The 16,220-nt window shown below is 64.2% G+C and carries 15 protein-coding genes; 10 read left to right on the top strand and 5 right to left on the bottom strand.

Annotated elements, in window-relative coordinates; all coding sequences use genetic code 11:
• Positions 1 to 28 precede the first annotated feature (28 nt).
• Positions 29 to 931, top strand: a complete 903-nt coding sequence (locus PQR08_RS09355; protein WP_250487289.1) for a LysR family transcriptional regulator — start codon at positions 29 to 31, stop codon at positions 929 to 931.
• Between the two features lie 17 nt (positions 932 to 948).
• Here PQR08_RS09355 and PQR08_RS09350 read toward each other — a convergent pair whose 3' ends face one another.
• Positions 949 to 1,467 (bottom strand): winged helix-turn-helix transcriptional regulator, encoded by a 519-nt coding sequence (locus tag PQR08_RS09350; RefSeq protein ID WP_250487288.1) that lies wholly within the window; start codon positions 1,465 to 1,467, stop codon positions 949 to 951.
• A 237-nt stretch (positions 1,468 to 1,704) separates the two neighbouring features.
• On the opposite strand from PQR08_RS09350, the gene PQR08_RS09345 reads away from it, so the two are divergent.
• The 8 genes from PQR08_RS09345 (at position 1,705) to PQR08_RS09310 (ending at position 11,664) form a co-directional block, all read left to right on the top strand.
• Complete coding sequence (locus tag PQR08_RS09345; RefSeq protein ID WP_250487287.1) at positions 1,705 to 2,955, top strand: efflux RND transporter periplasmic adaptor subunit; 1,251 nt, start codon at positions 1,705 to 1,707, stop codon at positions 2,953 to 2,955.
• Positions 2,952 to 6,143 (top strand): efflux RND transporter permease subunit, encoded by a 3,192-nt coding sequence (locus PQR08_RS09340; RefSeq protein WP_250487286.1) that lies wholly within the window; start codon positions 2,952 to 2,954, stop codon positions 6,141 to 6,143. Before PQR08_RS09345 ends, PQR08_RS09340 begins: the two co-directional genes overlap by 4 nt.
• Positions 6,140 to 7,618, top strand: coding sequence for an efflux transporter outer membrane subunit (locus tag PQR08_RS09335; RefSeq protein WP_250487285.1), 1,479 nt, complete (start codon positions 6,140 to 6,142; stop codon positions 7,616 to 7,618). Before PQR08_RS09340 ends, PQR08_RS09335 begins: the two co-directional genes overlap by 4 nt.
• A 158-nt stretch (positions 7,619 to 7,776) precedes the next feature.
• The gene (locus PQR08_RS09330; protein WP_250487284.1) at positions 7,777 to 8,949 is read left to right on the top strand and encodes an MFS transporter; all 1,173 of its coding nucleotides are present in this window, start codon (positions 7,777 to 7,779) and stop codon (positions 8,947 to 8,949) included.
• A gap of 50 nt (positions 8,950 to 8,999) precedes the next feature.
• Positions 9,000 to 9,797: an isocitrate lyase/PEP mutase family protein gene (locus PQR08_RS09325; RefSeq protein ID WP_250487283.1), complete on the top strand. Its 798-nt coding sequence runs from the start codon at positions 9,000 to 9,002 to the stop codon at positions 9,795 to 9,797.
• Positions 9,798 to 9,848: 51 nt separating this feature from the next.
• On the top strand, positions 9,849 to 10,586 hold the full coding sequence (locus tag PQR08_RS09320; RefSeq protein WP_250487282.1) for an SDR family NAD(P)-dependent oxidoreductase: 738 nt from the start codon (positions 9,849 to 9,851) through the stop codon (positions 10,584 to 10,586).
• A 125-nt stretch (positions 10,587 to 10,711) separates the two neighbouring features.
• Entirely contained in the window at positions 10,712 to 10,915 is a 204-nt protein-coding gene (locus PQR08_RS09315; protein WP_250487281.1) for a hypothetical protein, read from the top strand.
• 8 nt (positions 10,916 to 10,923) lie between these two features.
• Positions 10,924 to 11,664: a hypothetical protein gene (locus PQR08_RS09310; protein ID WP_250487420.1), complete on the top strand. Its 741-nt coding sequence runs from the start codon at positions 10,924 to 10,926 to the stop codon at positions 11,662 to 11,664.
• A 4-nt stretch (positions 11,665 to 11,668) separates the two neighbouring features.
• Here the strand turns inward: PQR08_RS09310 and PQR08_RS09305 are convergent, their stop codons facing one another.
• Positions 11,669 to 12,799, bottom strand: coding sequence for an FAD-dependent monooxygenase (locus tag PQR08_RS09305; RefSeq protein ID WP_250487280.1), 1,131 nt, complete (start codon positions 12,797 to 12,799; stop codon positions 11,669 to 11,671).
• On the opposite strand from PQR08_RS09305, the gene PQR08_RS09300 reads away from it, so the two are divergent.
• A complete protein-coding gene (locus PQR08_RS09300) occupies positions 12,799 to 12,972 on the top strand; it encodes a hypothetical protein (protein ID WP_250487279.1) in 174 nt (57 codons plus the stop codon). The two genes, PQR08_RS09305 and PQR08_RS09300, sit on opposite strands and share 1 nt — an antisense overlap.
• Before the next feature lie 19 nt (positions 12,973 to 12,991).
• Here the strand turns inward: PQR08_RS09300 and PQR08_RS09295 are convergent, their stop codons facing one another.
• The 3 genes from PQR08_RS09295 to PQR08_RS09285 form a co-directional block, all read right to left on the bottom strand.
• Positions 12,992 to 14,263, bottom strand: coding sequence for an RNA polymerase sigma factor (locus PQR08_RS09295; RefSeq protein ID WP_250487278.1), 1,272 nt, complete (start codon positions 14,261 to 14,263; stop codon positions 12,992 to 12,994).
• A complete protein-coding gene (locus tag PQR08_RS09290) occupies positions 14,260 to 14,631 on the bottom strand; it encodes a YciI family protein (protein ID WP_250487277.1) in 372 nt (123 codons plus the stop codon). Before PQR08_RS09290 ends, PQR08_RS09295 begins: the two co-directional genes overlap by 4 nt.
• A 105-nt stretch (positions 14,632 to 14,736) precedes the next feature.
• On the bottom strand, positions 14,737 to 16,158 hold the full coding sequence (locus PQR08_RS09285; RefSeq protein WP_250487276.1) for an MFS transporter: 1,422 nt from the start codon (positions 16,156 to 16,158) through the stop codon (positions 14,737 to 14,739).
• Positions 16,159 to 16,220 lie beyond the last annotated feature (62 nt).

The raw sequence follows: 16,220 nt of genomic DNA, 5'->3' as shown, positions 1-16,220 counted from the left end.
AGTGAACGCGGTGGACCGACTAGAAGCCATGGAAATGCTGGTGACCGCGGTGGACGGGGGAAGCCTGTCGGCGGCGGCTCGCGAACTGAAGATTCCTGTCAGCACGCTCACCCGCAAGGTCGCCGATCTCGAAGAGATGCTCGGAAGCCGGCTGCTCATCCGCACCACGCGCAAGCTCACGTTGACCGATGCAGGCATGGCATACGTCGCGGCGGCACGGCGCATCCTCGAACTCGTGCGCGAACAGGAACACGAAGCCACGGGCGAGTTTGCGACCGCAAGAGGCGAACTGGTCGTCACCGCGCCCGTGCAGCTCGGCCGCCTGCATGTGCTACCGGTCATCAACCAGTTCCTCGCGCAGTATCCGGACATCACCGTTCGACTTCTTCTCTCCGACCGGAACATCGATCTCATCGATTCTCACGCCGATCTCGCCGTGCGTATCGGCGAATTGCCGGACAGCAACATGATCGCCACGCGCGTCGGCGCATTGCGGCCGGTCGTATGCGCGAGTCCTGCCTTTCTCGCAACGCACACGCCGCCGCGCGAGCCCGACGAACTCGTGAAATATTCGTGCATCGTCTTCAATAGCCCGTACCTGTCGCCGTGGCGCTTCCGGCTGCCCGCAACGCATAAGGTCTACGTGCTGGAAGTGAAGCCCCGGCTCGAAGTCACGTCGCCCGACGCCGCCGTCAGCGCCGCAGCGGCCGACACGGGCATCACCTACGTGTTCGAACACGACGCCGATGAAGCGCTCCGCAGCGGACAGATCGAAATACTGCTATCGCAGTTCGAAATCGAGCCCGTGCCCGTCCATCTGGTTCACGTGTCCAGGAACCTCATGGCGATCAAACTGCGGCATTTCATCGACTTCGCCGTGCCCCGGCTCAGGGAATCGCTGTCGCGATTCGGCAAGCAGAAGCGGCGCTGAGTTTCAGGCGCGAACCTTCACGATTCCTCGCCCCGCTCGCCAAGCACCCGATCATTACGGTTCTCGATGACATCTCGGGTCTTCTTCGTCGCGCCGGGACCGGCGGCGAAGCGAACGTCCCGATAGCTCAGCGCCTCTCTGCCCGGTCCGCGAACCTCCACGGGCTCGACGCGCTTTCCGCTCGCATGTTCCACCAGCTCGATAGGCGGCTTGCCGTTCGGCCTGAGCCATTTATCGCCCCATTGCATGAGCGCGACCAGCACCGGATATAAGTCCGATCCTTTCGACGTCAGCCGGTAGCCGAACGTATTCGCGCGTTCCGCGATCGGGAAGCGTTCGAGAATCCCCAGCTCGGTCAAGCGTTCGAGCCGAGCCGTCAGAACATTTCGCGCGATGCCGAGCCCGCTCTGGAACTCGTCGAAGCGGCTGCTGCCCTGCGTGCACTCGCGCACGATCAGCAGCGTCCACCACTCGCCGACCTCGTCGAGGGCGCGGGCGATCGAGCAATCCATTTCGTCGAAGCGTTTTCTATACATGATGGCGCCCATCCTAACCCAAGTTTCATGACGCAACTTAACCATTCCACGGGGAACAGCTTCCCGGTTTCGGCCAGTACCGTGCCGCAACGGTCTTGCCTATAGTTGCGTCACGAAACTTATCCGGCAGTCATCGACGGGAAGTTGCCCGATGCCGCTGCCTCCTTCAGATCGCTATCGCTGTCGCTCTGGATACGCCTCGACATCGCCTAGCCATCAAACACACTTAGGATTGCCATGGATAATCAAATTGATCAGGCCGAGATGGGAGTCGACGCTCCGGACATCGCGGCGAACCCCGGTCCGGTTCGATGGATCGGCAAAGGTGTGGCCGGCCTGATGATCGTCGCCGTGGCCGCGACGGCGTTCCATCTGCACGGCTCCGGTGCCGCGCCGGCTGCCGCGCCACCGCCGCCGTCGGTGACGATTAGCGCGCCGTTGCAGCGCGATATAGAAGGCCGGCTCGGGTTTCTCGGCCAGTTTTCAGCCGTGAATCGCGTGGAACTGCGTGCGCAGGTGGGCGGCACGCTGACGCAAATCTACTTCAAGGACGGCGACATCGTTCATCAGGGCGATCCGCTCTTCGAGATCGATCCGGAACCGTATCGGATCAAGCTGAGCGGCGCGACGGCCGAGCTCGAATCCGCCAACGCCCGGCTCGCGCTCGCGACGCGTCAGCTCGCCCGCGCGCAGGAACTGCAACGCGCGGAAGCGGGAACCGTCGAGAACGTCGATCAGCGCGTGGCCGAGCAGCGCGCGGCGCAGGCGGCGGTGGACAACGCGAACGCGCTGGTGCGCGACGCACGCTTCGATCTGGATCGCTGCAGGATCACGGCGCCTTTCACCGGGCGTATCGGCACGCATCTCGTGTCGAAGGGCAATCTGGTGTCCGGCAGCCGCGCCGGCAGCGGGCCGACGACATTGCTCGCCACCATCGTTTCGCTCGATCCGATCTACCTGGATTTCGACATCAGCGAAAACGACTACGCCGCGTTCCAGCGTTCGCGCGGCAGCCGGCAAGGACCGCTGGCCGATGCCGTGAACATCTCGCCCACCGGCGACAGCGGATTCACGCGCGTCGGCACGCTCGATTTCATCGACAACACGCTCGACCGTTCGAGCGGGACGATCCATGCGCGCGCGACGATCTCGAATCGCGATCTGTCGTTGACGCCCGGCGGCTTCGCTCGCGTCCGCCTCGCCACGACCGCGCCGCAACCGGCGCTGCTCGTGCCCGATGCCGCCGTGCTCGACGATCAGACGGACCACATCGTGTATGTCGTCGATGCGGAGAACGTTGCCAAGCCGAGAAAAGTACAGATCGGTGATCTTCGCGGCGGGCTGCGGGTGATCCGCTCCGGGCTTGCGCCGACCGACCGCGTCGTGATCGACGGCATTCCGTCCGTTCATCCCGGTTCGAAGATTTCACCGCGCGCGGGAAGCATCGAGTTCTCGGCGGAGCAAGTGGCCGAAGGAGCCAAATCATGAAGCTGACTCACTTCTTCATCGAGCATCCGCGCTTTGCCGCGGTGCTCAACATATTCGTCTTGCTGATCGGTCTCGCGACCATGATCAAGCTGCCGGTGGCTCAGTATCCGAACATCGTGCCGACGACGATTCAAATCACGACGTCGTATCCCGGCGCATCGGCCGATACGATCGCGCGCACGGTCGCCACGCCGCTCGAGCAGTCCATCAACGGCGTCGAGAACATGGATTACATCTCGAGCCAGTCGACGAGCAATGGTCAATTGACGATCACGGTGATCTTCAAGGTCGGCACGAATCCGGACACTGCCCTTCTGCTCACGCGCAGCCGGGTGGAAGACACGCTCTCGCGCCTGCCCGCCGACGTGCAATTGCAGGGCGTGCAGGTGAAGAAAACGATTCAGGCGCTGCTGCTCGGCGTTCATGTCTATTCGCCGGATGGTTCGCGAAGTCCCGAGTATCTGTCGAACTATATGCTCAAGGTTCGCGACCAGATTGCGCGCTTGCCCGGCGTGTCGGACTTCCAGTTATTCGGCGAGCGGCAGTACGCGATGCGAATCTGGATCGATCCCGACAAGGCCGCTTCATATCACATCAGCGCGGGCGAGATCCTCGCCGCACTTCGCGCGCAGAACGCGGCCGTATCGGCGGGCGTGCTGAATCAGCCGCCGGTATCGAACAGCGGCACGGGCGCCTATCAGATCAACATCGAGGCGCTGGGCCGTCTCAGCACCGCCGAGCAGTTCGGCGACGTAATCGTGAAGTCGGATGCGCAAGGACGCGTCACGCGCATTCGCGATATCGGCCGCGTCGAACTCGGCTCGGTGGACTACGGCTCGAAGGCGTATGCCGACCGCTATGCGGCCACGCCGTGGTTCGTGATCGCGACGCCGGACGCGAACGTCGTGCAGGTCGAGCACGACGTCTGGGCCAAGATGGCCGAGCTGAAAAAGAGCTTTCCTCCCGGCGTCGACTACATCAGGATCTACGATCCGACCACGTTCGTCTCGCAATCGATCCACGAAGTCGCCAAGACGATCGGCATCGCGATTCTGCTGGTGGTCGGCGTGGTCTATCTGTTCCTGCAGAACTGGCGCGCGACGATCATTCCCGTGGTGGCGATCCCGGTGTCGCTGGTCGGGACGTTCGCCATCCTGTCGCTGTTCGGCGCGTCGATCAACAATCTCTCCTTGTTCGGACTGGTGCTGGCCGTCGGGATCGTCGTCGACGATGCGATCGTCGTGGTCGAGAACGTGGAGCGCAACATGGCGCTCGGCATGACGCCACGCGAAGCCGCGCATCGGACGATGAATGAAGTCTCGACCGCCATCATCGCCATCGCGCTGACCTTGTGCGCGGTGTTCGGGCCGACCGCGCTGATGTCCGGCATTTCGGGGCTGTTCTTCAAGCAGTTCGCGATCACCATCGCGGCGTCCACCGTCATCTCGTGCTTCGTGTCGCTTACGCTGAGCCCGGCTCTTTGCGCCGTGCTGCTCAAGCCGCACGAAATGGAGAAGTCGCACGGCGGTTCGACCGCGCTGGGCCGCCTGCATCATGCCGTATTCGGCCGCTTCAACGCGTCGTTCGAATGGCTGTCGTCCCGATACGGAAAGATCACGGGCCGCGCGGTGCGCGCAACGACCGTGATGCTGATCGTCTATGCCGGCCTGATCGCGGCGACCGGCCTGCAAATGTCGAGAATGCCCACGGGGTTCATTCCGGAACAGGACATCGGCTATCAGGCGGTGATCGCGTTCCTTCCGCCCGGCTCCAGTCTGGAGCGCACCGACAAGGTGATTCGCGAGATCAACGATATCGTGCTCGACGCACCCGGGCTCAAGGGCGTCACGCACACGTCGCCCGTGTCCGGCTTCGACGTTACGACCGGCACCATCGCGCCGAATGTCGGAACGCTCTTCTACGGCTTGCCTTCGCTGTACGGCAAGCATGTGCCCGGCGTCAGCGCGGCCTCGATGCTGGTCGAACTCCGCAAGCGCGTCGCCGGGGTCAAGGACGCGGTCGTCGTGGTGGTGAATCCGCCGCCGGTGCAAGGGCTCGGCGCGGCGGGCGGCTTCAAGCTGATGCTCGAAGATCGCGGCGGACTCGGCCCGCAAGCGCTCGCCGACGCAGCGCACGCGCTCGTGGCGGCGGCCAACAAGGACAAGACCTTCGGCGGTGTGTTCACGCTCTATAACGCCGGCGCGCCGTCGGTCTATGCGGACGTCGACCGCCTCAAGGCGGAAAAGATCGGACTCACGCCAACGGACGTGTTTTCGACGATGGAGCTGTACCTCGGCTCGCAGTACGTGAACGACTTCAACTTCATGGGGCGCACGTATCAAGTGCGCGTTCAGGGCGATGAAGCCTTCCGCCGCACGCCGGAAGACATCGGACGGCTCAAGGTGCGCAACGCGTCGGGCGACATGGTGCCGATCAGCAGCGTGGCGACGTTCCGCAACGACACGCAGCCGTATCGCGTGCCGCGCTACAACCTCTATCCCGCGGCGGAAATCATGGGCGCGGCAGGCCCGGGCTTCTCGTCGGGCGATGCGATCGAACGCATGGAACAGCTCGCGCAGCAGGTGCTGCCGAACGGCATCACATACGAATGGACCGACCTGGCTCATCAACAGAAAGAGCAGACCATGTCGCCGCTCGTGATCTTCGCCGCTTCCGCGCTGTTCGTGTTCCTCGTGCTGGCCGCGCAGTACGAAAGCTGGAAGACGCCGCTCGCGATCGTGCTGATCGTGCCGATGTGTCTGCTCGCGGCATCGATCGGGCTGAATGTGCGCGGCATGCCGATCGACATTCTTGCGCAGATCGGTTTCGTGGTGCTCGTGGGACTGGCGGCCAAGAACGCGATTCTGATCGTGGAGTTCGCCAAGCAACGTCAGGAAGAAGACGGCGTCGGCGCGGAGGACGCCGCCACGCACGCGGCTCATGTCCGGTTGCGGCCGATCCTGATGACGTCGTTCGCCTTTATCGCCGGCGTGGCGCCGCTTGCCATCGCCGATGGCGCGGGCTCGGAGATGCGGCAGTCGCTCGGAACGACGGTCTTCTTCGGCATGCTCGGCGTGACCCTCTTCGGCCTCGCCTTCACACCGGCGTTCTATGCGTTCGTGCGCAAGCTCGGCATTCGCGGCACGCGTGCCTTGCCGCGCAAACTCAATAGCGGAGAAGTGAAATGAACTCGCTCCTGGCCAGGACTTCGAAAGCGATCGCGGGCAGTCTGTTCGTCAGCGCGTTTCTCGCGGCGTGCGCAGTCGGACCGAACTACGTCGAACCCGAAACGCATATGGTGCCGTTTCATAACGCGCAGGTCGTCGCCGAGCGGCCAACTACGCTGCCCCCGCCGAGCCTCGACAACTGGTGGACCGGCTTCAACGATCCGGAACTGGTCGAGGTCGTGCAACGCGCGCTCGCTCAGAACCTGAGCATTCAGGCTGCGATAGCGCGCGTCGCGCAGTCGCGTGCGGCGGCGCAGGCGGCCGGTGCGCAGTTGCTTCCGACCGTCGATGCCAACGCGTCGTTTTCGGCGCAGCACCAGAGCGTGCAGAGTCCGCTCGGCACGCTTGCGAGTGCGTTTCCGAACTACAGCCGCGATCAGAAAGAGTATGTCGCGGGCGCGACGGCAAGCTGGGAAATCGATCTGGCGGGCGGCCTGCGACGCGCGCACGCGGCAGCCACGGAAGAAGAACAAGCCGCCGAAGCCGCTCAACTCGGCACGCGTGTGTCGGTCGCGGCCGACGCCGCCGACGCCTATCTGCAAATCCGGGGTCTGCAGGCGCGCCTCGCCGTCACGCAGGATCAGGTGGACACGGACGCGCGTCTGCTGGCGCTCGTGAAAGCGCGCAAGCAGGCCGGCGCGTCCGATGAACGCGAGGTGGCTCAGGCCGAAGCGCTGCTGCGTCAGGCGCGCGCGACCGTGCCGAGCCTGCGGATATCGCTCGAAGCGCAGTTGAATCGGCTCGATGTGCTGTTGGGCGCGCAGCCCGGCACCTATGCGGCGGAACTCGGCGCGCACGCCGGCGCCATTCCCGACGCACCGGCGATCGGCAGCGCCGATACCCCGCTCGATGTCCTGCGGCGCCGCCCCGACATCATCGCGGCGGAGCGGCATCTGGCGGCATCGAATGAAGGGATCGGCGTGGCGCTTGCCGAGTACTACCCGAAGATTTCGCTCGCCGGCGCGCTGGGATTCGACAGCACTTCGGCCAGTCATCTACTGAGCGCGAAGGCGTTCCAGCCGATCGGCACGGGCGCGCTGCGCTGGCGTCTGTTCGATTTCGGCAAGGTGGACGCCGAAGTGAAAAGCGCGCGCGGCGCCTATGCGGAGGCGCTGGCGCAGTATCGCGAGGCGGCGCTCAAGGCGACCGAAGACGTCGAGGATGCGTTCATGACGCTCTCGCAAACGGAGATTCGCGCACAGGAGATTCAGCAGGAAGTCGATGCCTTGACGCGAACGCGAGACTTATCGGAGAAAGCGTATCGCGCGGGTTCGATCACGCTCACCGATGTGCTCGACGCCGACCGGCAACTGCTCGCATCGCGCGACGATCTCGACGCGACGAAGGCGGACGTTGCACGCGCCGCGGTGAGAACCTTCCGCGCGCTCGGCGGCGGATGGGATGCGCCGCAGCAACAGATGGCCGCGAAGAACTAGCCCGGCTTATCGCGCGTTCGCACGTCGTCGGAAAGCAACCGAGCACTTCGCCACTTTACGGTGAACAGCTTCCCACTTCCGATCGGTAGTGCGATCCCGCTGGCTTCCCTATAGTTTCGTCACGCAACGCAATTCGCAATCCTTCAGGAGAGGTTGACATGGATCGTCGCCTATTGACACTTTCGCTCGGCATGTTCGCGCTGGGCACCGACAGCTTCGTTTTCGCGGGCATCCTGCCCGAAATCGCCAAGTCGTTCGATGTGAGCATCGGTGCGGCGGGGCAGTTGATCAGCGTCTATGCAATCAGCTACGCGCTGCTGGGCCCGACCATCGCGGCGCTTGCCGCGAACGTCGGACGCAAGCGTCTGCTGCTCACCGGCATCGGCCTTTTCGTGCTGGCCAATCTCGGCACCATCGTGGCGCCGAACCTCGGCATCGCACTGGCTACGCGTGCCTTTGCGGGCCTTGGCGCGGCGATGTTCTCGCCGGCGGCCAGCGGAACCGGCGCGGCGCTCGTGCCGCCTGAGCGCCGCGGATATGCGTTGTCGATCATCGTGGCGGGTCTGACCACCGCGACCGCGCTCGGCTCGCCTATCGGCGCGGTCATCGGCGGGTTCGCGGGCTGGCACTGGACGCTGGTTCTCGTCGCCGCGCTCGGTGCGGCGGCCTTCGCCGGCATCCTCGCGTTTTTGCCCGACGTGCCGCTGCCGCCAGCCGTCTCGCTTCGCGCACGTCTGTCTCCGCTGACCGATTCGCGCGTAGGACTGACGCTCGCGACGACCGTGCTGGCCCAGATCGGCACCTTCATCATCTTCAGCTACTTCTCCGTCGTGTTCGACCGTGCGACCGGCCACAACGTCACGGTGCTCGGCGCACTGCTGGTGCTGTGGGGACTGGCCGGGACGTTCTCGAACCTGCTGACGGGACGCATCCTCGACCGGATCGGTTCGCACAAGGTCGTGCGGATCAAGCTGGCCATCGTCGCACTCGTCATCTTCACCATGCCGATCACGAGCGCACACCTCTGGAGCGCGGCCATCGCGGTGACGATCTGGGGTGCATGTGCATGGGGCGTCCTGGTGCCGCAACAGTTCCGCCTCGCGAGCCTGAACCCGCCGATGACCGCGGTGCTGGTCGGTCTCAATACGTCGGCGACTTATGTGGGCGTATCCATCGCGGGCACGCTGGGCGCTGCCGCGATTCCGATCGTCGGCGGTCACAACCTGGGCTATCTGTCCGCCGTTCCCGTCGTGATCGCGATTCTCGTCTCCGAGGTTGCGACGCGCCGCATCGCATCGTTCGCGGGAGGCAAAGCCGCGGTAGCGGCCTGAGCCCGGCGAACGCCATACTTCCCATTCATTCGAGACTCAAGGAAACAGTCATGTCCAACACAAACACATTCCGGCAGTTACACGAGCAGTCGATACCGCTTCGTCTGCCGAACGCGTGGGATGCCGGCAGCGCCCGTCTCATCGAGGCGCAGGGCGCTTCCGCCATCGCCACGACGAGCGCGGGCTTAGCGTGGTCGCTGGGTTATCCCGATGGACGCACGCTTCCGTTCGATGAAGTCGTCGCCTCGGTGCGGCGCATCGTGCGTGTTGTGAAGGTGCCCTTGTCGGTCGATGTCGAAAACGGCTACGCCGACACGCCTGAAGCCGTCGCGGACCATGTGATGCGACTGGCCGATCTCGGCATTGCCGGCATCAACATCGAAGACGGTCCGGACGCTGCGCCGCTTCTGGCCGCGAAGATCGAGGCGATCAAGCGTGCCGTCGCGAAGGCCGGCGTGGACCTCTTCGTCAACGCGCGCAGTGACGTCTTTCTTGCCAGTCTCGTCGAGCAAGCGAAACAGCCGCAGGAGGCGATTGCTCGCGGCAATCTCTACGCATCGGCCGGCGCGGATGGTCTCTTCCTTCCGGCGCTCGTGCGGCCGTCGGACATCGAGACGATCGTCGGCGCGATCCGGTTGCCTCTGAACGTGATGGCGCTTCCCGGCCTGCCCGATGCGGCCACGCTCGGACAACTCGGGGTGCGTCGGCTGAGCGCGGGCAGCGGCATCGCGCAAGTCGTGCTCGGCAGAACGAAGGCGATGGCAGCCGACTTTCTGGCGCACGGCCGTTCCGAAGCCCTCGACGACAAACCCTTGCCGTACGCCGAAATTCAGCAGCTTTTCGCCTGACTCACCAAACCGTTTGAACGCTCTATCCATCGACACGTAATGGAGGTTGTCATGATGCTTCAAGGAAAACGCGCTCTGGTCACCGGAGCAAGCCGCGGTATCGGCGCTTCGATCGCGAAGGCTCTGGCGCTTGCCGGCGCGGATGTCGCGATCACGTATGAAAAGTCGTCGGAGCAGGCGGCGCATGTCGTGAAGGCGATCGAAGCGGAGGGCCGCCGCGGTATCGCGATTCAGGCCGATAGCGCCGATGCATCCGCGATTGAGGCGTCCGTGCAGAAGACGGTCGAAGCGCTCGGTGGCCTCGATATTCTCATCAACAACGCCGGCATACTTCGGATGGGCGATGTCAAAGACATTTCCATCGAAGACATCGACGCAACGCTCGACGTGAACGTACGTGGACCGATTCTCGCCGCTAAAGCCGCGATTCCTCATCTCGGGGCCGGTGGACGCATCGTCTCTATCGGCAGCTATTTTGCCGACCGCGTGCCCGCCTCGATGCTCGGCGTCTACTCAGCGTCCAAGTCCGCGCTCGTTGCGTTCACGCAGGGCCTCGCGAGAGAACTCGGCCCGCAAGGGATCACGGCGAACCTGGTGCAGCCTGGCTCCATCAATACGGACATGAATCCCGTCGATGGTCCGTTCGGGCCGACACTGAAATCGCTGACGGCCACCGGTGATTACGGAAAAGGCGAGGACATCGCGCAAGCCGTGGTTTTCCTTGCGAGCGCCAATGCGAGCTACATCACCGGCGCAACATTGACCGTCGATGGCGGCGCCAACGCGTAGGCTCGATGTCCGGGCGTTTTGAACGCCGCCCCACCGTGCTATTTCATCCGAATCCGTCCCGCCGGGGAATAACCGGCGCGTGCGCACGATCTTGTAGATGAAGCCACACGGAAAGGTGAATCGAAATGGACATCATCGACATGGCGCGCGCATCGGGGCTGACGATCATTCTCGATGGCAGAATCGGCCACGAGGAATATCGGAGCGTATGCGGGTCGGTATCGGCGCTGGAGCGATTCGCCGAAACGCTGCAACAGTGCGCGACGAATCAGTATTGCGGCGCTGCGCATCGAAGCTCCGGCGATACGTCATTCATACGCGCGCGTTGATGCTTCAGATGCAAGCTGTTCTGCGTCGCCTGCAATTCGGGACGGGCATGGTGCTGCTGACTTATCTCTCGATGCACCTCGTCAATCACGCGCTCGGGCTCTGGTCAATGGAGCTCGCCGGACGGGGGCTCGAAGTCGCGCTGCGGCTCTGGCGCAGCGCACCCGGAACGATCGCACTGTACGGTGCCGCCTTCGCGCATTTCGCGTTGGCACTGCACACGATATACGGCCGCCGCAACTGGGCGCTGCCCGCCGCGGAATGGATCCGGCTTCTTGCAGGCCTCAGCTTGCCGCTGTTGCTTATCCGTCATGCGGTAACCACGCGGCTCGCGTCGGCGCTCTATGGCTTCGAGCCGAACTACGAGCGGGTGGTCGTCATGCTGCTCACGAGCGGCACGCAAGGTCTGCAACTCGCGCTGCTCGCCCCCGGCTGGTTACACGGATGCCTCGGATTATGGTTTCGCTTGCGCCATCATCCGCTGGCATCGCGCATGAAGCTCGCGCTGTTTGCGTTCGCGGCGCTGTTGCCGTTGCTATCGGCGGGAGGCTTTATCCGGATGACGCTCATCGCGGAAACGAAGAACGCGCTTCGCCCGGCCCCCGATCCGACGTTGCTCGTCCATCAACTTGCGCTGGACGCATGGCGTCACGATCTCGTCGCCCTTTACCTGACTTTGACCACCAGCGCGTTCGTCGCGGGTCAGTTGCGCAATCGAATCGAACGTCGGGGATTACAGAAGCAGCATTGAAGCGTCAACGCGTCGTTTCAAGCAAATCGCTCAGATCGATGCCGTTCTTTGCTTCGGTTAGCTGTTCATCCGGCACCGGTCCTTTTCTGTCGAGATCGACGAGCGCCTGATTCAGCTTCACGTAGGGCCGCATGCGTTCTTCGTACGCGGCGAACGCCCGAGCAAAATCCGCGCGATTGCGCTTCAATTCATGCGCGAGCACGAATGCGCCGACGAGCGCGAGGCTCGTGCCCTGCCCCGAAAACGGCGATGCGCAGTGCGCCGCATCGCCGATCAGCACGACGCGCCCCTTCGACCACGACGGCATGTGGATTTGCGCGAGTTCGTTGAAATAGAAATCGTCGGTGCCGCGCATCGCTTCGATGAAGCGCGGGAAATCGCCGCCCAGATGTGCGCATCGATCGGCGACGAGCTGCTTCTGCGCGCTTACGTCGTTGCGCGCGACCGGCGCTTCCGGCGCGCCGAATCCAACGCCGATGCGCAGTTCCGTCTGATCGAGGCTCGGGTAGATCACGTAGCCGAATTCATCCACGCGATGCCCGATCTGCCAGTCGCGCAGATCGATGAGATTCGGCGTCGAGAAGAGCGCGAGAATCACCCCGAGCGGAAACACGACCGCTTCTTCGCAATCGAAATGCAGCTTGCGTATGTTCGAATAAATGCCGTCGGCGCCGACCAGCAGATCGAAGCGGCGCTGCTCGCCATTGGCAAACGACACATCGACGCCGCCGCTCGTTTCGTCGATGGTCCGTACGCTGTCGCCGTACCGAAACTCGACGCGTTCGTTCAGCGAGCCCATGATCAGCTCGCACAAATCGTCCCGAAAAATTTCGATGTCGTCGCTGTCGAGACGTCCCGCGCTGTAGGTGCGTTCTTCGGTGCGGTCGATTTCGTTGCCATCGGCGTCGAGCATCGACATGCCTTTCAGACGCGTTCGCAACGCCTGGGCACGATCGAGCAGATGCATCGCGCGGGTCACGTCGAGCGCGACGCCGCGGATGTCGACCGCCTGACCACCGCGCCGGAACGCGGACGAGCGTTCGACGAGCGTGACGTCGAATCCGGCGGCATCGAGCCAGTAAGCAAGCGCAAGACCGGCCACGCCGGCGCCGGAAATCAGGACCTTTTCGTTCATTGAATGCCTCGATGGGTTGCTATCCGATCAATGCGGCCGGCGATCTCGTCACACTTCGTTTCCACCGCAAGGACTATGAGTGCTTTTTCCGGGTGCTGTCAACATGGACGGACGGCCGCGAAGGCGTAGGTATCCTGACGTTCGAGCGGGTGAAAGACTTGCGGCCGCAATGATCATTTCCTCATTGCCCGATCATGCCTTTCGATCCGACGACACTTCGCCCCGCCTGCGTTGCAGGAACCGGCGCACGGCCGGATCGCGCTCGAGTCCGATCGCGAGATCGTAAGCGGCGAGCGCTTCGGCCCACGCGCCGGCACGCGCGAGCAGATCGGCGCGTGCGGCCCAGTACGGCTGATAGTCGGCGAGTCGCGGATCGCCGGCATAGGGCGCGAGCGCATCGAGCGCCGCCTGCGGACCGTCGCGTTCCGCCACCGCGAGCGCGCGGTTCACCGCGACCACCGGCGACGCCGCGATCGCGAACAGCGCATCGTAGAGTTGCACGATCTCGTCCCAGTTCGGGCGATGCGTCCGGCAGCGATGCACATGCGCCGATTGCAGCGCGGCTTCGAGCTGAAAACGTCCGATTGCGTCGAATGTGTTCGCGCGCCGCAGCAGCGCGTCGGCGGCATCGATCATCGGCGCGTTCCATGTCGACGGATCCTGCGCCGATAGCGGCACATAGTCGCCGGCCGCATCACGTCGCGCGTCGCAACGCGACTGCGCATACAGCATCAGCGCGAGCAGACCGAGCGTCTCCGGTTCATCGGGCAACAGTTCGACGAGCAGATGCGCAAGAAAAAGCGCCTCGCCGGTGAGATCGCGCCGCCCGCTGTCGCAGCCGGCCGGGTCGGTCCAGCCTTCCGCATACGCCGCATAGACGGCCTCCAGCACCGCGGCGAGCCGGCCGGGCAACTCCTCGCGCTCGGGCACGCTGAACGGAATGCCCGCCTCGCGGATCTTGTGCTTCGCCCGCACGAGGCGCTTGCTCATCGCAGCGGGCGACATCAGGAACGCCGAGGCGATCGTCTTCGCTTCGAGGCCCAGCACCATCTGCAACATCAGCGGCGTGCGAATCGCGGCTTCGAGCGCCGGATGCGTGCACGCGAACAGCAGCGCGAGCCGCCGGTCGGGGAGCGCGCCTTTTTCGCGCTCGTCGATCTCGTCGGCGAGGATGGCGAGCTGGTTCGTCACTTCGTCGCCGACACGGCGATGGCGCGCCCCGTCGATCGCCCGCCGGCGCGCGACCGTCATCAGCCACGCTTCGGGATTCGCGGGGCAACCGCGCTCGGGCCAGTCGGCGAGCGCGGCCGCGAACGCGTCGGCAAGCGCGTCCTCGGCTGCGGCGACATCGCGTGTGCGCATCGCCAGCAGTGCGACGAGCTTGCCGTAACTGCGGCGCGCGACGGCCTCGGCAATCGCGCGTGTGGAAGCGCCAGCGTCAGCGCCACCCAACGGCTGGCTCATGCGGCGGATGGCGCATCGTAAGGGGCCGTCCACACCGGGCGCACTTCCATCAGGCCGTGCGCCGCGCCGGGACAGCGCGACGCCCACGCAATCGCCGCATCGAGATTGGGCACGTCGATCAGGTAGTAGCCGGCGAGCTGTTCCTTGGAATCGGAATACGGTCCGTCGAGCACCTGCGGCTTGCCGTCGCTGAGCCGCACCGTCGTGGCCGTGCTCGTGTGCTGCAAACGGTTGGCGCCCGCCAGCACTTCCGCCTTCTTCAACGATTCGGTGTACGCCTGATACGCGGCGACGCCCTGCTGCCGCTCGGCGTCGGTCATCTGATTCCAGCGGTCTTCTTGCGAATAGATCATCAACAGGTATTGCATTTGAGCCTCCGTCACGGGTTGAGGCGGGCGCATCGAATTTGCGCTGCCATCACGATGACGCGCGAACCGCGTATCGATGGACACGCGGCCGCAAAAAAAGAGGAACTATTTCTCGCCCGCCTCCGTACCGGCCGTCGACGTCCGCGCGAACACCCGAAGCGCGTGCCGCGCGCTGAGCGCGAGCAATATGCACGACAGCGCGTTGAACAGGAACAGCCCTCTCGGCCCGATGAGCGTCATCAGCGCGGAAGCCAGCGTGGGCCCCGTCATGCCTCCGAGTGAAAAAAGCACCAGCAACATCGCGGACACGCCGACACGCAGGTGCGACTCCGTGCGGTCCTGCACGTGCGACACGATAAGCCCGTACTGCGTGAACGTCACAGCGACATAAGCCAGTGTCGCGCACCATGTGACGATGCGGAAATCGAAGCAGAACAGGACGACGCTGAGTATCGCCGAGACCGAGGACGTCCATAGCACGAGACGCCGCCGGTCGATGCGGTCCGAGAGCCGCCCCATCGGATACTGAGGCAGCAATGCGCCGATCAGCGCGACGCCCATGAATGTCGCGAGTTCTTCCGTCGTGAAGCCGGAGCGCTGAAGATAGACGGGCATCAGCGCATAGAAGTTGCTGTAGATGAACCCGGCGAGAATGCAGCCCGGAACGCCGAGCGGTGCGAGCGCCATCATTTCGCGAAGGCTTTCGCCCCAGGTTCGGGCAGGCACACGGTCGAGATTCGCGTCGTCGACCTTGGCGGGCCAGCCTTCCATCAGCGTGACCGGCAGCACCGCCGCCGCAAAAAGCGCCGCGCTGATCGAGAACTGCTGCGCCCCCGTCCCCGCTCCGACATTCAGCAGAAACTGGCCGCTGCCTACCGCGAGGTAGTTGATGCCCGCGTACAGACCGAATACCTGGCCGCGCTTCTCGTTCTCGACCGTGCCGTTGAGCCAGCTTTCGACGGAGGTATAAAGCCCCATGAACGCGACGCCCGTGAGCAGGCGCACGCCGCCCAGCATCCAGGGCGACTGCGCCGCGCCGAAAGCGAGCGCGAGAATGGATGCAGCCGCCGAGAACGCAACGAATGTCCGGTGCTGACCGATGCGATCGATAAGACGCCGATTGACCATGGCGCCCAGAATGAAGCCCGCGTAATAGCTCGACTGAATCAGACCGGTGACGAACGTCGAATAGCCCGACTGGAGAATACGCAAGGGAATCAGCGTCTGAAACAGGCCATTGCCCGCGACGAGCAACGCGAGGCCGAACAACAAACCGGCCAGCGCGCGCACCGTGCCTTGCGCGCCGGCGCGCGCGTGGTGGCCGGGATTGGCCGCCGCCGAATCCGGCCACGGCGGTGTTTTGCGCCCAAGCAGTGCCGCTTCGTTCAGCGGCCCGGTGCGGCCGACCGCCGACGCGTCGTACTCCTCGCCCGCCTCGCTTCCGTGCGGCCCGTCCGCGCCGGTTTCGCCCTCGCGCGCAAGATGGTTCGCACTGGCGTTCGCTTTCTCTTGTTCGAGATGTGACATGACACCCTTGGGTTCGCTGAAGCCCCTACATGATGACAGAAGCGCCGGTCCGGCCGTCTCCG

The organism is Caballeronia jiangsuensis, from assembly GCF_046030135.1.
GTDB lineage: Bacteria > Pseudomonadota > Gammaproteobacteria > Burkholderiales > Burkholderiaceae > Caballeronia > Caballeronia jiangsuensis.
This window is presented reverse-complemented; position numbering and strand designations above follow the sequence as displayed.

Bases quoted from the DNA above. Each gene is read 5' to 3' on its own strand.
- PQR08_RS09340 (WP_250487286.1), top strand. From the start codon at position 2,952: ATGAAGCTGACTCACTTCTTCATCGAGCATCCGCGCTTTGCCGCGGTG.
- PQR08_RS09310 (WP_250487420.1), top strand. From the start codon at position 10,924: ATGCAAGCTGTTCTGCGTCGCCTGCAATTCGGGACGGGCATGGTGCTG.
- PQR08_RS09320 (WP_250487282.1), top strand. From the start codon at position 9,849: ATGATGCTTCAAGGAAAACGCGCTCTGGTCACCGGAGCAAGCCGCGGT.
- PQR08_RS09325 (WP_250487283.1), top strand. From the start codon at position 9,000: ATGTCCAACACAAACACATTCCGGCAGTTACACGAGCAGTCGATACCG.
- PQR08_RS09335 (WP_250487285.1), top strand. From the start codon at position 6,140: ATGAACTCGCTCCTGGCCAGGACTTCGAAAGCGATCGCGGGCAGTCTG.
- PQR08_RS09295 (WP_250487278.1), bottom strand. From the start codon at position 14,263: ATGAGCCAGCCGTTGGGTGGCGCTGACGCTGGCGCTTCCACACGCGCG.
- PQR08_RS09285 (WP_250487276.1), bottom strand. From the start codon at position 16,158: ATGTCACATCTCGAACAAGAGAAAGCGAACGCCAGTGCGAACCATCTT.
- PQR08_RS09330 (WP_250487284.1), top strand. From the start codon at position 7,777: ATGGATCGTCGCCTATTGACACTTTCGCTCGGCATGTTCGCGCTGGGC.
- PQR08_RS09290 (WP_250487277.1), bottom strand. From the start codon at position 14,631: ATGCAATACCTGTTGATGATCTATTCGCAAGAAGACCGCTGGAATCAG.
- PQR08_RS09305 (WP_250487280.1), bottom strand. From the start codon at position 12,799: ATGAACGAAAAGGTCCTGATTTCCGGCGCCGGCGTGGCCGGTCTTGCG.
- PQR08_RS09355 (WP_250487289.1), top strand. From the start codon at position 29: ATGGAAATGCTGGTGACCGCGGTGGACGGGGGAAGCCTGTCGGCGGCG.
- PQR08_RS09345 (WP_250487287.1), top strand. From the start codon at position 1,705: ATGGATAATCAAATTGATCAGGCCGAGATGGGAGTCGACGCTCCGGAC.
- PQR08_RS09315 (WP_250487281.1), top strand. From the start codon at position 10,712: ATGGACATCATCGACATGGCGCGCGCATCGGGGCTGACGATCATTCTC.
- PQR08_RS09350 (WP_250487288.1), bottom strand. From the start codon at position 1,467: ATGTATAGAAAACGCTTCGACGAAATGGATTGCTCGATCGCCCGCGCC.